We start from the raw sequence: 16,123 nt of genomic DNA, 5'->3' as shown, positions 1-16,123 counted from the left end.
TACGCACTCCTTTTCGGTACATCTCTGCAGACCAGAGGATGTGCTGAAAAATTCCGTTCGACCTTCGATCCCCGGCGGACGCAGGTGATGACGCGCTCGGTGCCGGGCGATGTGTGGTGATACTGCGGAGAAATATCGTTATTCAGCACCCTTTCAGCATAGCCGGTTTGGGTGGGAGGGGCGGGAGTGGAGCAGTGACAGGGTATTACGGGCGCCATAAGGCGCCCGTAACGGAGGCGTCAGCCGTCGACGGTGTCGAGGTCCTGACGGATAGTGCGGCCGGCGAGATAGTAGTGCGCGCAGGCCCAGATGTTGACGAATGCCGCGCCGATCAGGGCATAGCGCAGGCTGTCGGAGCCGAACGGGCCGCTGACCAGGTCACTGACAATACCGATCAGTTGCGGGCCCAGGCCCAGGCCGACCAGATTCAGTACCAGCAGCATGATGGCCGAGGCCAGGGCGCGACTGCGCAGCGGGGTCAGGCTCTGGATCATGGCGAAGCTGGGGCCGAGATAGAAGGCACCAAGGAAGACCGCCGGGCAATACACAACCAGCGCCCAGAAGGTGCTGTCTACCATATAAAAGGCAATGATGAAGGGAATCGCCAGCAGTTTGGCCAGGCCGACAATCCATGCGTTCCAGCTGGCGTCGCGTGCTGCCAGTTTGTCTGCCAGCATGCCGCCAATCCAGGCGCCCAGGCCGCCAACGACGCCCATCAGCGGACCAAGGAACAGTCCTACCTGGCCGGGAGTCAGGCCGTGGCTGCGAATCAGGAACGCCGGGTTCCAGACGATGGTGCCGTAACCGACCAGTGCCGTCAGGGTAACCCCCAAAACCACGTGGCGCGTGGTGCGCACGCGCCACAATACGGCAAAACCGGCCTTGATGTTGACCTTGCCCATCGGCGGCGGCTTGACGCCATCCGCGAAGCCGCGCGGCGGCTCGATCATGGTGAAACGCACCAGCAGGGCGATCAGGATGCCGGGCAGACCAACCACGAAGAAGGCAGCACGCCAGCCCCACCATTCAGCGACAAAACCACCGACGATAAAGCCAATCATGATCCCGAGGTAGACGCCCAGGGCATAGATCGACATGGCGCTGGAGCGTTGCTCCTTCGGATAGAGGTCGGCAATCATCGAGTGCGACGGCGGACTCGAGCCGGCTTCACCGATGCCGACGCCAATGCGGGCGATGGCCAGTTGCCAGAAGTTCTGCGCAAGACCGCACACCGCAGTCATGGCACTCCAGATGGCAATGGACCAGGCAATAATGTTGCGGCGGTTGGAGCGGTCGGCAAAGATCGCGATCGGAATACCCAGGGTTGCGTAGAACAGGGCAAAGGCGATGCCGGACAGGAAGCCCAGCTGGGTGTCCGACAGCAACAGGTCGGCCTTCAAGGGTTCGATCAGGATACCGACGATGTTGCGGTCGACGTGGCTGGACGTGTAGGCCAGGACCAGAATCAACAACGCGTAGCGTCGATAGGCGGGGGTAATGCGATGACTGACGTCTTGCGTGTCAGCCGCGGTGTCTGGCGTTTGGGCCATGTGTTGTCTCCGGCGTTTGTTGTTCTGCGGCGAGAATACGTTGTCCCGCAGATCGTAACAATCAACCGCATGGCTGCATTTGTAGCAAAATTGTAAGCCGCTTATTCCGCACAGCGGTATCTGTATTCGCAGTTTGGGTGCGAATTCCTCGAGGTGCCAGCAGTTGGACTTGATTCCTGCGTATCTGCCCCCATAGTTAGCCCTCCACTTCCAAGCGTGAGGCAAGGCATGACTGCAGCTATACGTATCCGGGGGCTTGAGAAGACCTATGCCACCGGAATGCGCGCTCTCAAGGGCATCGATCTGGAGGTGCGCGAGGGCGACTTTTTTGCTCTGCTGGGGCCCAACGGGGCAGGCAAGTCGACGACGATCGGCATTCTGTCTTCTCTGGTCAACAAGTCGGCAGGCGAAGTCAGCATCTTCGGGCATGACATTGATCGCGAGCTGCTTGCAGCCAAGCGCTGCATCGGGGTGGTGCCGCAGGAGTTCAACTTCAGTCAGTTCGAGAAGGTAATCGACATTCTGGTCAGCCAGGCCGGCTATTACGGCATCCCGCTGGCCCGTGCACGTGAGCGCGCCGAGCATTATCTCAAGCGACTTGGGTTGTGGGAAAAACGCGACGTACCCTCTCGCATGCTGTCCGGTGGCATGAAGCGTCGGCTGATGATTGCCCGCGCGCTGATCCACGAGCCCAAACTGTTGATTCTGGATGAGCCCACCGCCGGCGTGGATATCGAAATTCGCCGCTCGATGTGGCAGTTCCTTCAGGAGATCAATGCCCAAGGCATCACCATTGTGCTGACCACGCACTATCTGGAAGAGGCTGAGCAGCTGTGCCGCCACATCGCGATTATCGATGAGGGCCGGATCATTCATAACACCAGCATGCGTGCGCTGCTGAAAGAGCTGCATGTCGAAACCTTCCTGCTCGATACGCGCCAGACCCTGACCGACGCGCCGGCACTGGCAGGTTACGCGGCGCGACTCGTTGACGAGCATACGCTTGAGGTGCAGGTGGACAAGGCGCAAGGTCTGAATGCGTTGTTTGCAGCGCTCACAGAGTCCGGAATCGAGGTGGTGAGCATGCGCAACAAAAGTAACCGGCTGGAGGAGTTGTTTCTTACGCTGGTGGATGAAAACGCCGAGAAGAAGGGGGCCTGAGCATGCAGTACTGGCAACAGGGCTGGGTGGCATTCACGACCATCCTGACCAAGGAGATTCGCCGCTTTACCCGGATATGGGCGCAGACATTGCTCCCGCCGGCGATCACCATGACGCTGTATTTCGTCATCTTTGGTCACCTGATCGGCAGTCGCATTGGCGAGATGGGCGGGTTCCGTTATATCGATTACATCGTACCGGGCCTGATCATGATGTCGGTGATTACCAACAGCTATTCCAACGTGGTCTCGAGTTTCTTCAGTACCAAATTTCAGCGCTCCATTGAGGAGCTGATGGTCGCTCCGGTGTCGCCGCATGTGATCCTGCTTGGCTACACCTTTGGCGGTGTTGCCCGCGGGCTGGCCGTCGGGCTGATCGTAACGCTGACGTCACTGTTCTTCACCAAGCTGCGTGTTGAGCACGTTTGGCTGACCATTGTGGTGGTCTTCTTTACCTCGCTGGTGTTTTCGCTCGGCGGCTTTATCAACGCGGTATTCGCCCGGACCTTCGACGATATCTCGATCGTGCCGACCTTCGTGCTGACGCCGCTGACCTATCTGGGTGGGGTATTCTACTCGATCAACCTGTTGCCGCCGTTCTGGCATGCGGTGTCGCAGGTCAACCCGATTCTGCATATGGTCAACGCGTTCCGATACGGCATTCTCGGGGTGTCCGATATTCCAATCGCGACTGCCCTGATCATCATGGCTATCTTTACCGTGGTGCTCTACAGCGTGAGCTACTGGTTGCTGGTCAGAGGCACGGGTATGCGGCAATAATGGGCGCGGGCCGTCAGCCGGCGGCCCGTTGTCGATCCCCGGGGTATTCCATGTCTGATCATCCTGCGACCGAGTCGCCGCTGGGCAAGTCCAGTACCTACATCAGCGTTTACACGCCGTCGCTGCTGTATCCAATCTCACGACTGCCGAAATGGCAGGAGTTGGGGCTGGATCCGCAGCAACTGCCGTTTCACGGCGCTGATATCTGGAACTGCTTCGAATTGTCCTGGCTGACACCCTCTGGCAAGCCCGTGGTGGCTGCGGCCGAGTTCGTGTTCCCGATCAAGGCGGCGCGGATTGTCGAGTCCAAGTCCTTCAAGCTGTACCTGAACTCACTCAATCAGACGGTTTTTCGTGATCGCCACGACCTGTTGAAGACGCTGGAAACCGACCTGTCGGTTGCGGCGCAGGGGCCGGTCATGGTCCGCTTGCTGAGCATGCAGCAGCTGCATCAGGCGGGTTTGCTGGTATTGCCCGGTACCTGTGTCGATGATCTGGAGGTTGAGGTATCCGAGTACAGTTACGATCCGTCGCTGCTGACCCTTGCACCCAACGCAGGGCCGGTGACCGAGGTCCTTCACAGTCATTTGCTGAAATCCAACTGCCCGGTGACAGGTCAGCCGGATTGGGGTTCTGTGCAGATCAGCTACAGCGGGCCTCAACTCGATCACGCGTCTATGCTGCGCTACCTGGTTTCGTTCAGGCAGCACTCGGATTTCCACGAGCAATGCGTGGAACGTATCTTCCTGGATATTCTCAAGCAGTTGGGTGAAGGGGCGTCGCTGACGGTTTATGCGCGCTATGTTCGTCGGGGTGGATTGGACATCAATCCCTGGCGCTCAACGCAACCCGGCATGCCGGAAAACCTGCGATTGGCGCGACAGTAGGAAAAGTACCGGTGCTCCGCCGCAGCGGAGCACCGGGATTGTCAGATGCCCATGTCGGCCAGGCTCTGCATCACGCTGCGCAGGGTACTTGCAAGGGTGGGGTGACGGGCCTCGAATTGTTCGGCCATCAGGTTGACGCCGTCCACCAGGCTTGGGTCTTCATCAACTTGCAGATCCGTGGTTTCATTCAGCAGTCGTGCCTCAAGGCTGGTTGCCAGCGCCTGCAGGGCTTCGTGCTCTTCGCTGCTAAGCGGCGAGTTGCTTTCATTCAGTGTTTGCTGCAAAGACTCCAGCTGAGACTTCAAACGATCTGAGGGCATACGGTTCTCCTGTCCATCCGGTTTGGTTCCACTATACCCCCAGATCAATACGACGTCCGCCGCTTTTGCGCCAATCAGCCCGTTGTCTGACGCAGCGCAATATCCCGCAGACAGCTGTCAAGTTCGCTAATGTCATCAATGACATAGTGAGCGCCAGCGTTCATCAGCGTCATGGTTGCCTGCAGCCGTATGCGATCCTGTTCGTCATGTGTCAGTGTTGCCCAGCGCTCGTTGCCATGTCGGTCCAGAGCGCCGCTGAGTGCGGTGCCAACCGTCCAAAGGCCGGCGTTGAGCCCCGCGCTGATGCCGTCGGCGCAGCCGCTCACAAGAACGCAGCGTTTCAGGGCGCTGGCCTTGAGGCGCACGGCAACGGCGGCGGGAAGGTCGGGCGCAGGGAAGGGGCGCAGCTGGTCGTCGCTGCGAACGGTGGCGTCGGTTAGCGCGTCCAGCGAGGCGAACGGATGGTCAGGAGCTTGAATAATCAGGCCGGTGCGGATGTCGTCATGGCGCAGCCGCTCCAGGGCAGGAATTGCCTGCGGCAGCAATGTGGCGGCGCTGGCGTTCGATCGGGCTGTTGTCAAGGTGCCTGAAAGATCGAAGAGAACAGCCTCGATCTGCTGTGCGGTCATGTGCGGTGCTCCTGGTCGCAAACGCGTGTTGACCGCACATGATGGTTGCAAAATGTGTCAGATTTATGACCCGGCTTCGTCCAGCGGCTCGGCTCCCATGGCAAGCCGAACGCTGTTGGGTACCGGAATCGGGCGCTGATTGTCGACAGTAATCCAGACCATCTTGACGTCGCCGTACCCGATCACATCGGGCTGGCCCTTGATGTAAAGCTTGTGCTCGAGCGTCAGACTGGTGCGACCAACCACGCCGGCGTACAGCTCAACAATGATGGTGCCCGGGTGGAAGGCCGGCTTCAGAAAATGGTGGGTGCAGGTCAGCAGCACCAGGCCCTGGCCTACCTCACGTCGGGGCGCTCCCAGGCCGTCCAGCCACTCGATGCGGGCGTCTTCCAGATACTGGTAATACCGGGTGTTGTTGACGTGCTGGTTGCTGTCCATATCGCCATAGCGAATGGGGATTTCGGTGGTATAGAGCAGGGTCTTGTTCGGATCGGTCATGGTAAATATCGCTGAAATTCATGGAAATTATGCATTACACTGGCAGGCCCGCAGAGCCCTTCGGCGACTGCATCTCAAAAGCGAAGAATGGAGAAACCGCTGATGAATCTGTTGAATACAGGAGCCTTGGCAATGGTGTTGTCGGCGCTGTCGCTGACCTGTATTACACCCGTTTTTGCTGCCGATGACTACGACGATTACGCGTCGGAGTATGCGGATCCGGATCCGTGGGAGCGTTTCAATCGCGTCACCTTCAGCTTCAACGATACGGTAGACCGCTATACGCTCAAGCCGGTTGCCAAGGGCTACAAGGCGGTAACTCCGCAATTTATGCGCGATGGGGTGGGCAACTTCTTCAACAACCTCGAAGAGCCGGCCAACTTCCTGAACAATGGCCTGCAGGGCAAGTTCAACGAAGCCGGTGTCGACATGTCGCGCTTCCTGTTCAACACCTTGCTGGGTGGCTTCGGTCTGGTGGATGTGGCTACTCGCATGGGGCTGGAGCGCAACGATGAGGACCTGGGGCAGACCCTTGGTTACTGGGGGGTTGAGAGCGGGCCGTATCTGGTTTTGCCCTTCCTCGGGCCCAATACAGTGCGCGATACGGCGTCGAAGCTTCCGGAGAACTTCTTCAATTACACCTACACCGGCTACATGAACGACGTGCGCGTTCGTAACCAGATGTTTGCGCTGGAGACGGTCGATATCCGCAGTGGTCTGCTGGATCAGGAGCGCCTGATTACCGGAGATCGCTACACCTTTGTTCGCAATGCCTATCTTCAGAATCGCGAATACAAGGTGCGTGACGGTAACGTCCCCGACGAGTTCTGATCGCCGGGGTGGGGCACGGCTGTCTCAGTTCAGGCTGTCGAATCGCAGCCCGATACTGAAGCGGCCGTTGTTCTCTGCCTGGCAGCGTACTACCTCTCCCTTGGCCTGCAGCCCTTGCATGCCGGGGGTGGGTGAGGGAATCGACAGGGTGATGAGCGTGCCAGCGGCGACGGCTTCACCCGCCGTGACCTGGGCTCCCTGGTTGGAAAGGTCGCGGCAAATAACGTCGCACGAATGGTTATCGGCACCAAAGGTAAGTGTGGCGGCAGTTTCCACCGTCATACGCATGAAATCACGCTTCTCACTGTACTGCTGATCATGAAACGACATCGGCGACTCCGGCTCTGGCAGATATGTCGGTTTTTCTGGTTTTCTACCCGTCATCCTAGTTCCGAGTCGAGACCTCGACAAGCACCCTGCGGTCCTTCTGCAACGGTTGCTTGCGGCAACGGATGGGAGTAGTGTTTCCCCCTTGAAAACGCCGGGTTATTTCCGGTTTATCCAAATCACCCTGTGGTCGCCGCGAATGATGCGCGCAGCGACAATGACGTAGGGATTCTATGCAGCCTCCAGGCACCACACTGCTGGTGATCGATGACGACGACAAGGCTCGTCAGAGTCTGTCGGCACTGTTGGAAGGGAACGGGTATGACGTGCTCCAGGCGACGAACGCTGGTAGCGGCCTGACCCTGTTCAACACCCGGCATCCCGAGCTGATCCTGTGTGATCTGCAACTCGGCGACAATCAGGGCTTTGAGCTGGTTCGCCAGATGACCGAGTCGGCGCATGGCGCCCCGGTTATTGTCATGTCGGCTGACGGCGCAATGAACGACGTGGTGCAGGCGCTCAGACTGGGTGCCAGCGACTTTCTCCTCAATCCCCTGAATGACCCCGAGGTACTGGAGCACGCGGTGCGGCGAGCGCTTGACCGTTATCGCCTGCGTCTGGAGAACGAACGGATTCGCGAGCGGCTTGAACGTGCCAACCGCGAGCTTGAGGTCCACCTCAAGGAGCTGCGTGACGATCAGGCTGCCGGGCATCAGGTGCAGCTCAACATGCTGCCTGTCACACCCTGGGTCAGTGGCGAGTACACCCTTGAGCACAAGCTGATTCCGTCGTTGTACCTCTCGGGGGACTTTGTTGACTATTTCCGGGTATCCGACTCGCAGCTGGCGTTCTATTTGGCAGACGTGTCCGGGCATGGGTCTTCTTCTGCCTTCGTGACCGTGTTGCTCAAGTTCATGACCACCCGTTTGCTTTATGAGCGTCGCAAGCTGGAAGGCCAGGGGCGTATCGAGTTCAAGCCCTCAGACGTGCTGGGCCACATCAACCGCAGCCTGATCAGCTGCAAGCTTGGCAAGCATGTAACCATGCTCGGTGGTGTGATTGATGAGCAGGACCAGACGCTGACCTACAGTATTGGTGGCCACCTGCCGCTGCCGGTGATCTACGCCGATGGCGAGGCGCACTATCTGACAGGCAAGGGGCGGCCGGTAGGATTGTTCGAGGATGCCGAGTATCAGGATCAGACCATCCCTTTGCCGGAGCGCTTCAGTCTTACCTTGTGTTCCGATGGTGTGCTGGACTGTCTGCAAGGGGCTACCCTGAAGGAGAAGGAAGCGTGTCTTCCTGTGCTGATAGCCGAGCAGGATGGCCGCATGCAAGGTATCATGGCGTCCCTCGGGCTGGGGCCCGATAGGACGATGCCCGATGATATATCCGTATTGGTGTTGAGCAGGAACGCAGAATGATGACGACTGGCAAGATTCAGTTTGCGGAAGCGCAAGGCACCTTTGTGCTCAAGTTTATCGGTGACGTGCGCCTGACGCTGTGTGCGGCGCTGGATGCCTATATCGAAAAGATCTTCAGTGTGCTGACTTTCAAGGCCATTGTGATCGATCTGACAGAGACCGAGTGCATCGACAGCACCTCGCTGGGGCTGCTTGCCAAGCTTTCAATCCTGTCGCGGCAGAAGGTTGGTTTTTTGCCGACGCTGGTATCCAACCATGAAGACATGAACCGCCTGCTGCAGAGCATGGGGTTTGATCAGGTCTTCAATATCGTGTCCGAATCCACGCCGACCTGCGAGGAGCTGCAGGATTTGCCGGCGCAGATGCTTTCCGAAGACAAGGTCAAACACAAGGTGCTGGAGGCCCATCGCATTCTGATGGACCTCAACGACAGTAACCGTGAAGCGTTTCGCGACCTGGTCAGTGCACTGGAAAAGTCAGACAGCTAAGCCCAGCCTGCTTGCAACCAACTGTTCCAGCTTGAGCTGGTCTGCCGCGAAAGCCCGAATTCCCTCAGCCAGCTTCTCGGTCGCCATGGCGTCCTCATTGTGAGCCCAGCGAAAGCCGATCTGATCCAGCTCGACACGCGGGTCGACAGCCCCTTCGCGCAGCAATCGTGACGGCGTCAGTGTGCCGGCCTGATCGGCCAGGCTCTCCAGCAGTTGCGGGCTGATGGTCAGGCGGTCACAGCCGGCCAAGGCTTCGATTTGTCCGGTGTTGCGGAAGCTGGCACCCATCACGACTGTCTCGTACATGTGCGCCTTGTAATAACGGAAGATGCGCGCCACCGATTGCACGCCCGGATCATCGAAACCGCTGAAGTCGCGGCCTTCGTGCTGCTTGTACCAGTCATAGATTCGGCCCACGAAGGGCGAAATCAGATAGACCCCGGCATCGGCACAGGCCTGGGCCTGCGCAAACGAGAACAGCAGCGTCAGGTTGCACTGGATACCTTCGCGTTCCAGCGCGGCGGCGGCCTGAATCCCTTCCCAAGTGGCGGCAATCTTGATCAGTACCCGATCACGGGTGATGCCGGCACGTTCGTACAGCTCGATCAGCTCGCAGGCCTTGCGAAAGGTCGCGTCCTGATCAAACGACAGGCGCGCGTCCACCTCGGTAGAAATGCGACCCGGGATCAGCCCCAGGATTTCACTGCCAACCGCTACCGCAAAGCGATCACAGGCGTTGCCAAGCGGCTCTGTGCTGTCTTTTGCCTCGCCGATTGAACGCTCCAGCAGAGGCGCGCAGCTGGGCAGGCCTGCAGCCTTGAGCAGCAGTGAGGGGTTGGTGGTCGCGTCGATCGGCTGGTGCTGGCGGATGGCGTCGATGTCGCCGGTGTCGGCGACGATCAGGGTGTGTTGTTTCAGGCTTTCGAGTTTTGAGGTCATGGTGCGGTGGTACTCCCTAGTATGCTCCGACCTTACCTCATAGGCTTTGACAGCCGCAATCAGCCAACGCGTGCCTGCATCTGTTCCAGCAGCGCATCGTACAGCGCCAGCGGCTCGTCGGTGCGATGAATGGTCGTGCTCAGCTCGCGGCGGAAGTGGCGCGCGCCGGGTAAGCCCTGGAACAGCCCGAGCATATGGCGCGTAATGTGGTGCATCTGGCCGCCGGCGGCGATGTGGCGCTCGATATACGGGCGCATCAGTGCCATCACCTCGATCCGCGATGGCAGAGGATGGTCATCACCGAAGAAGCGGCGATCTACCTCGGATAGCAACCAGGGGTTGTGATACGCCTCGCGACCGACCATGACGCCATCAACGTGGTCAAGCTGCGCTTGCATGACATCCAGGTCGGTCAGGCCGCCGTTGAGGATGATTTCCAGCTGCGGGAAGTCGCGCTTGAGCTGATGCACCACCTCGTACTTTAGCGGCGGTATCTCGCGATTCTCCTTCGGCGACAGCCCCTCCAGAATGGCAATGCGCGCATGCACTGTGAAGCTGGTGCAGCCTGCGGCGTGAACAGTGCCAACGAAATCGCACAGTTCTTCGTAACTCTCTCTGCCGTTGATGCCGATGCGATGCTTGACCGTAATCGGCGTGCTGCAGGCATCCTGCATCGCCTTCACACAGTCACCCACCAGCGCCGGATGCGCCATCAGGCAGGCGCCGATCATATTGTTCTGCACCCGGTCGCTGGGGCAGCCGACGTTCAGGTTGACTTCGGCGTAGCCGGCTCGCTCGGCCAGCACCGCGCACTGAGCCAGCTCCTGCGGATTACTGCCGCCCAATTGCAACGCCAGCGGCTGCTCTTCGGCGCTGTATCCCAGAAACCGCTCGGGATCACCATGCAGCACTGCACCGGTTGTCACCATCTCGGTATACAGCAATGCGTGCCGGCTGATAAGCCGCGCAAAGTAGCGATAGTGGCGATCAGTCCAGTCCATCATCGGCGCAACGCTGAAGCGGCGATTGGGCTCTTGCCGCGTGGTTACTGGGCTGGATGGTGATTCTGGGTGCATTTCTGACTGCCTGTTAGGTTACTGAGTTCTGCTGCCAACCCCTTTGCGCGTTGCTGGCGTTGATGCTGTGAGAGGCCTGCGATGGTGTCCGCCGGGCTGGGGGCGGGCAGTTTATCAGGAAAGTCGGCGCTCGGCGGCAGCTTGTCCGATCGGCGGGGCTGCTATGCCTTTGGCGCCGAGCCTGAGCTGGTCTGTATCGATTGCTGTCCCTGTCACGATTGCATCCTTACAATGCGACCCTTTTCGCAAAAGCTCAGTGTTTATGAAGTCTCTGATCGTTTCCCTTTTTGTTCTGCTGTGCGTTGTTCCCCATGTATTTGCCGATGCGCCCGAGGGTTTCTCCGCGGCCAAGGCCGTGGCCAAGCGGCATATTTTCTTTGATGAGTTTGCCCTGGAGCAGGGTGACCTGTACTGCGGTTGTCGCTGGGACTGGGTAGGGCGATCCGGGGGGCGAATTGATGCCGATTCCTGCGGCTATGAAACCCGGGCCCAGCAGGTCCGGGCCGAGCGCATTGAATGGGAGCATATTGTGCCGGCCTGGGTATTCGGTCATCAGCGCCAGTGCTGGCAGAGCGGTGGTCGGCGCAATTGTACGGCACAGGACCCGGTATTCCGTGCCATGGAGGCTGATCTGTTCAACCTCTATCCCGCCGTCGGCGAGGTTAACGGCGATCGCAGCAACTACCAGTACGCGATGGTGCGCGGGGTATCGCCGCAGTATGGTGCCTGCCCGTCAAAGGTCGACTTCAAGGGGCGTGCTGCCGAGCCGCGGGATGAGGTCAAGGGGCTGGTGGCGCGGGTGCATTTTTACATGTACGACCGTTATGGGTTGTCGATGTCCCGTCAGCAGCAGCAATTGCTGATGGCCTGGGACCGGCAGTATCCGGTGAGCGAGTGGGAGCGCGAATGGAGTGATCGTACCGCGCGGGTGATGGGTCATGAAAATCCGTTTGTGACAGGTGCAGCCGTTTGGACACGCGGCTATCGGCCTTCCCGTTCCGGTCTGGCATCGGCAGCGCGGGAGGTTGGTCAACCGGCAGCCTTCAGATCAGGTGTGATTATTGGCAATCGTAACAGCCGGGTATATCACCTGCCGGACGGCTGCCCGAGCTACGATCGAGTCGCGGAGCGTAATCAGGTGCATTTTGAGAGTGAAGAGCAGGCGCAGAGGGCGGGCTTCAGCAAGGCGGGCAACTGCCGTTAGTACCTGTCTGCCAGGCGCTGGGCTCTGCGGTGACGCCGCCATTCACCCCGTTGATAGCATCGTGATCACGGCAGGCGTAGTGCTTTCGTACCCGGCAGCGATCGGACAGACTCATTGTTAAGCCCGTTCCAGACGGCTTTTGCCCGCAGCAGAGCGAGGCGCTACAACAACAATAGAGGTCAGCCCATGCAGCAGCCACAACAAGCCAGAAATGCCTGGCGTGTGCTCTTCCTTCTGTTCCTGGCGAACATGTTCAACTTTTTCGACCGCACCATTCCGGCGATCATTATTGAGCCGCTGCGCATGGAGTGGGATCTGAGTGATTTTCAGCTCGGTCTGGGCGGTACGGCCTTTACGGTCATCTATGCGCTGGCCGGCATTCAGCTCGGTCGCATGGCTGACGTCGGCTCGCGCCGCAAGATCATGGGCTGGGGCCTGGCGGTCTGGAGCGGCTTTACTGCGCTGACCGGTGCTGCCTGGAACTTCTGGAGCTTCCTGATCATTCGCATGGGTGTCGGCGTGGGCGAGGCAAGCTATGCACCTGCGGCAAATTCGCTGATTGGTGACCTGTTTCCGGCGCACAAGCGTGCCCGCGCCATGGGTATTTTCATGCTGGGGCTGCCGCTTGGGTTGCTGCTGGCGTTCTTTACGGTTGGCGCTATGGTCGAGGCATTCGACAGCTGGCGTGCGCCGTTCTACATTGCTGCTGTCCCGGGCCTTGTGCTGGCGGTCTTCGTGTTCATGATCAAGGAGCCTGCCCGTGGCGCTGCCGAGGTGGTCAAGACCAGCGCGGCATCGGTCGACAAGCCGATGCGCAAGATATTCGCGGTGCGTACCTTCTGGTGGCTGACGCTGGCCGGGCTGGCCTACAACTTTGCATCCTACGCCTGCAACTCGTTCATGGTGCCGATGCTGCAACGGTACTTTCACCTGTCGTTGCAGCAGGCCGCGGTATCCACCGGCATCATCGTGGGTGTGACGGGCTTGATCGGTCTGGTCACCGGCGGCTGGATTGCCGACAAGGTTCATCAGCGCTGGGCAACCGGGCGACTGATGTTCGGCGCGATCAGCATGCTGATCTCCGCGCTCGCCACCGGTTATGCGTTGCTGCAGGATGAGATTGCGATTGGTGTGTTTATCACTGTGTTCTCGATCGGCTGGCTCTTTTCCTACAACTACTTCACCAGCGTTTACACCGCCATTCAGGACGTGATCGAGCCGCGTCTGCGTGGCACGGCGGTGGCCCTGTTCTTCGCCTGTCTGTATCTGCTCGGCGGTGGCATGGGGCCGGTTGTGGTCGGCCTGCTGTCAGATCAGTTTGCCGAGGCGGCCCGGGTCGCGGCCGGCGCTGCGGAGATGAACGAGCTGTTCAAGGCGCAGGGGCTGCATGACGCCATGATCTCTATTCCGGTTGCGCTGCTGGCGGCTATGGCAGCGCTGCTGATGGGCGCGCGCTCCTTCGTTGCGGACAGCAAACGGATGGAGGCGTCAATGGCAGCCGATGCACAGCTGATCGACGAGGCTGATACTGCTGCAGCACCGGCGTGAAGCTGGTGCTGTGCTTGCTGTTGTGGTGAGGACAGGGCAGGCCGCCACGCGGCTTGCCTGAACCGCGCACGGTGTTACCTGTGCAAGCTCATCAGGTGTAACTGTCGTGCCCGGGCTGCAGGGCATCGAGCAGGTTGCCAACCTTGGTGAGGGTTTCCTGGTATTCGGCGTCCAGTTCGGAGTCGGCAACGACGCCGCCGCCGCCCCAGCAGTAGATGCTGCCCTCGTGGCACACCAGGCTGCGAATGGCGATATTGAAATCCATCTGGCCTTCGCAGCCAAGGTAGCCAACACTGCCGCAATACAGGCTGCGACGCACCGGTTCCAGCTCCTCGATAATCTGCATGGCGCGAATCTTCGGCGCGCCGGTGATCGACCCGCCGGGGAAGGCGCGCATCAGCAGGTCGATGGTATCGCTGTCACTGCGCAGGCGGCCGGTGATACTGCTGACTAGATGGTGCACGTTGGGATAGCTTTCCAGGCTGAACAGCTCAGGTACCCGAATGCTGCCGGGCTCGCAGCTGCGACCGAGATCGTTGCGCAGCAGGTCGACGATCATGAGGTTCTCCGCCCGGTCCTTTTCGCAGCGCTGCAGTTCTTCGGCCAGCGCTTGATCCTGCTGCGGCGAGCTGCCCCGCGGCCGCGTACCCTTGATCGGCCGCGTCTCGACCCGGCCGTTCTGAACTTCGATAAAACGCTCGGGCGACAGGCTCAGCAGGGTGCCGCCAGCCATTTCCAGATAGGCAGAGAAAGGCGTGGGGCTGCGCTCGCGCAGCGCGCAATAGGCGCTGAGCGGATCGCCCTGGTAATGGCTGCTGAACCGTTGGGCCAGGTTGATCTGATAACAGTCACCGGCCTGAATGTAATCCTGAACCCGGGCGAAGGCCTCAGCGTACTGTGCCTTGCCTTGTTCGGCCGCGAAAGGCTCGCATAGCGAGAACGCTTGCCTGGGCGCCGCGTGGCTGTCCAATTGCCTGAGCAGCGCCTGCTGCCGTGCGCTGGGTACCTGGGGATGGCAGACCAGCCAGCAGCGTTGAAGCTGATGGTCGCTGACCAGGCTCCAGTCATAGAGGCCGAAACTGAGGTCCGGCAGAGCAATGTCGTGCCGTGCGAGGCAGGGCAGGGACTCCAGCTGGCGACCGTAGTCATAGGCCAGGTAACCGACCAGCCCCGCGCCAAACGGCAAACGCAGGTCGCCGGGCCAGCGGGCCGGACCCAGCTGTCGCAGGGCTGCGCGCAGGTGCTGTTGCACCTGCGCTGCGGGCTGGTCATCGATGATCTGCAGCAGCGGGCCTGCACAAAGGATGCTGTAGCGACCGAGCTGGTTGCGCCGGTCCGCCGAGTCGAGCAGCACCGGCGCGCCAAGGGCGCGCACGGACTCAAGCCGGGCGATCGGATCAGCCTGGTAGGGCAGCTCGTGCAGCCGGTACGCGGGAGTGTCTCCGGTCATGCGGTGCCGGCGTTCGCCTCGTCGCTGGACATCGGCGCATTGGGCAGTTTGCCGAAGTGCTTCTGGGAAAACGCAACGCGCTCTTCAACGGATTCCTCGCGGCCTTCCTTCTTCAATTGGGCGAGATGCCGCTCGACGATGTGCGCGCGGGTAGTCAGGCCGGCATCGTTGGCGATCTGAATGTTCAGGCCGGGTCGGGCGTTGAGCTCCAGAATCAGCGGCCCCTTGTCCTGATCCAGCACCAGATCCACGCCGATGTAGCCCAGGCCCGACAGCTCATAGCAGGACGCCGCCAGACGCATGAAGCCGTTCCAGTCCGGCAGCTGCACGCCGTCCACCTCGTTGGTGGTGTCCGGGTGCTTGCTGATGATCTTGTTCAGCCAGGTACCCTTGAGGGTGATGCCGGTTGCCAGATCGACCCCTACACCGATGGCGCCCTGGTGCAGGTTGGCCTTGCCGTTCGATTGCCGGGTTGGCAGTCGCAGCATGGCCATGACCGGGTAGCCCATCAGGCAGATGATGCGAATGTCCGGCACACCTTCGTAGCTGATGCTCTTGAAGATCTGGTCCGGGGTAACGCGGTATTCGATCAGCACACGGTCGCGGTGACCGCCGAGCGAGTAAAGCCCGGACAGGATGCTGGAGATGTGATGGCCGATTTCATCGCGGCTGATGATCTTGCCGCCGACGGTCTTGTACATGCCCTCGAAGCGGTCGGCGATGACGATGATGCCGTCGCCGCCTGCGCCCTGCGCCGGTTTGATCACGAAGTCGCGATGATTGGCAACGATACTGTCGAACTTGTCGAAGTCTTTCTCGGTTTCGATGATGCCGTACAGCTCCGGCACGTGAATGCCGGCGGCGATGGCGCGCTCCTTGGTCAGGATCTTGTCGTCCACCACCGGGTACAGATGCCGCTTGTTGTACTTGAGCACGTAATCGGCGTTACGCCGGTTGATGCCCATCACACCGGCGTCGGATAGCGCTTTCCAGGTTTTCCAGAAAAACATGT

17 protein-coding genes are annotated in these 16,123 nt (G+C 60.0%); 8 read left to right on the top strand and 9 right to left on the bottom strand.

Annotated elements, in window-relative coordinates:
* Nucleotides 1-239: 239 nt before the first annotated feature.
* Entirely contained in the window at nt 240-1,550 is a 1,311-nt protein-coding gene (locus ACZ5WQ_RS06700; protein WP_228246594.1) for a spinster family MFS transporter, read from the bottom strand.
* Nucleotides 1,551-1,778: 228 nt separating this feature from the next.
* Here ACZ5WQ_RS06700 and ACZ5WQ_RS06695 point away from each other — a divergent pair, with 228 nt between their 5' ends.
* Genes ACZ5WQ_RS06695 through queF form a run of 3 tightly spaced genes read left to right on the top strand, consistent with a single transcriptional unit; the run spans nt 1,779 to nt 4,377 of the window.
* Nucleotides 1,779-2,711 (top strand): ABC transporter ATP-binding protein, encoded by a 933-nt coding sequence (locus ACZ5WQ_RS06695; RefSeq protein WP_088273949.1) that lies wholly within the window; start codon nt 1,779-1,781, stop codon nt 2,709-2,711.
* 2 nt (nt 2,712-2,713) lie between these two features.
* Nucleotides 2,714-3,490 (top strand): ABC transporter permease, encoded by a 777-nt coding sequence (locus tag ACZ5WQ_RS06690; RefSeq protein WP_464383420.1) that lies wholly within the window; start codon nt 2,714-2,716, stop codon nt 3,488-3,490.
* Nucleotides 3,491-3,540: 50 nt separating this feature from the next.
* Nucleotides 3,541-4,377 (top strand): NADPH-dependent 7-cyano-7-deazaguanine reductase QueF, encoded by an 837-nt coding sequence (queF, locus tag ACZ5WQ_RS06685; RefSeq protein ID WP_464383419.1) that lies wholly within the window; start codon nt 3,541-3,543, stop codon nt 4,375-4,377.
* A 41-nt stretch (nt 4,378-4,418) separates the two neighbouring features.
* Here queF and ACZ5WQ_RS06680 read toward each other — a convergent pair whose 3' ends face one another.
* From ACZ5WQ_RS06680 to ACZ5WQ_RS06670, 3 genes are all read right to left on the bottom strand, one after another.
* On the bottom strand, nt 4,419-4,697 hold the full coding sequence (locus ACZ5WQ_RS06680; RefSeq protein WP_088273952.1) for a DUF4404 family protein: 279 nt from the start codon (nt 4,695-4,697) through the stop codon (nt 4,419-4,421).
* A gap of 74 nt (nt 4,698-4,771) precedes the next feature.
* On the bottom strand, nt 4,772-5,326 hold the full coding sequence (locus ACZ5WQ_RS06675) for a hypothetical protein (RefSeq protein WP_233049814.1): 555 nt from the start codon (nt 5,324-5,326) through the stop codon (nt 4,772-4,774).
* Between the two features lie 63 nt (nt 5,327-5,389).
* Nucleotides 5,390-5,824, bottom strand: coding sequence for an acyl-CoA thioesterase (locus tag ACZ5WQ_RS06670; protein ID WP_088273954.1), 435 nt, complete (start codon nt 5,822-5,824; stop codon nt 5,390-5,392).
* Nucleotides 5,825-5,926: 102 nt separating this feature from the next.
* Here ACZ5WQ_RS06670 and ACZ5WQ_RS06665 point away from each other — a divergent pair, with 102 nt between their 5' ends.
* Nucleotides 5,927-6,655, top strand: a complete 729-nt coding sequence (locus ACZ5WQ_RS06665; protein WP_464383418.1) for an MlaA family lipoprotein — start codon at nt 5,927-5,929, stop codon at nt 6,653-6,655.
* 24 nt (nt 6,656-6,679) lie between these two features.
* Here ACZ5WQ_RS06665 and ACZ5WQ_RS06660 read toward each other — a convergent pair whose 3' ends face one another.
* Complete coding sequence (locus ACZ5WQ_RS06660) at nt 6,680-6,985, bottom strand: PilZ domain-containing protein (protein WP_160003140.1); 306 nt, start codon at nt 6,983-6,985, stop codon at nt 6,680-6,682.
* 230 nt (nt 6,986-7,215) lie between these two features.
* On the opposite strand from ACZ5WQ_RS06660, the gene ACZ5WQ_RS06655 reads away from it, so the two are divergent.
* Both ACZ5WQ_RS06655 and rssC read left to right on the top strand, forming a co-directional pair.
* A complete protein-coding gene (locus ACZ5WQ_RS06655) occupies nt 7,216-8,406 on the top strand; it encodes a PP2C family protein-serine/threonine phosphatase (protein ID WP_464383417.1) in 1,191 nt (396 codons plus the stop codon).
* A complete protein-coding gene (gene rssC / locus ACZ5WQ_RS06650) occupies nt 8,406-8,894 on the top strand; it encodes an anti-sigma factor antagonist RssC (protein ID WP_088274321.1) in 489 nt (162 codons plus the stop codon). Before ACZ5WQ_RS06655 ends, rssC begins: the two co-directional genes overlap by 1 nt.
* On the opposite strand, the gene tal is transcribed toward rssC, so the two are convergent.
* Entirely contained in the window at nt 8,883-9,833 is a 951-nt protein-coding gene (tal, locus tag ACZ5WQ_RS06645; protein ID WP_464383416.1) for a transaldolase, read from the bottom strand. The genes rssC and tal overlap by 12 nt on opposite strands.
* Before the next feature lie 59 nt (nt 9,834-9,892).
* Nucleotides 9,893-10,909, bottom strand: a complete 1,017-nt coding sequence (gene dusA, locus ACZ5WQ_RS06640; protein WP_464383415.1) for a tRNA dihydrouridine(20/20a) synthase DusA — start codon at nt 10,907-10,909, stop codon at nt 9,893-9,895.
* A 262-nt stretch (nt 10,910-11,171) separates the two neighbouring features.
* On the opposite strand from dusA, the gene ACZ5WQ_RS06635 reads away from it, so the two are divergent.
* Together ACZ5WQ_RS06635 and ACZ5WQ_RS06630 are read left to right on the top strand one after the other, a co-directional pair.
* Nucleotides 11,172-12,113 carry an endonuclease gene (locus tag ACZ5WQ_RS06635; RefSeq protein ID WP_233049811.1) on the top strand — a complete coding sequence of 314 codons (942 nt, stop codon included), beginning with the start codon at nt 11,172-11,174 and terminating at the stop codon, nt 12,111-12,113.
* A gap of 186 nt (nt 12,114-12,299) precedes the next feature.
* Nucleotides 12,300-13,661, top strand: a complete 1,362-nt coding sequence (locus ACZ5WQ_RS06630) for a spinster family MFS transporter (protein ID WP_464383414.1) — start codon at nt 12,300-12,302, stop codon at nt 13,659-13,661.
* Between the two features lie 91 nt (nt 13,662-13,752).
* On the opposite strand, the gene pabB is transcribed toward ACZ5WQ_RS06630, so the two are convergent.
* A complete protein-coding gene (gene pabB / locus ACZ5WQ_RS06625; protein WP_464383413.1) occupies nt 13,753-15,111 on the bottom strand; it encodes an aminodeoxychorismate synthase component I in 1,359 nt (452 codons plus the stop codon).
* Nucleotides 15,108-16,121: an alpha-L-glutamate ligase-like protein gene (locus ACZ5WQ_RS06620; protein ID WP_088274009.1), complete on the bottom strand. Its 1,014-nt coding sequence runs from the start codon at nt 16,119-16,121 to the stop codon at nt 15,108-15,110. Before ACZ5WQ_RS06620 ends, pabB begins: the two co-directional genes overlap by 4 nt.
* Between the last annotated feature and the right edge of the window lie 2 nt (nt 16,122-16,123).

Source organism: Halopseudomonas sp. T1L2, from assembly GCF_055397385.1.
This window is presented reverse-complemented; position numbering and strand designations above follow the sequence as displayed.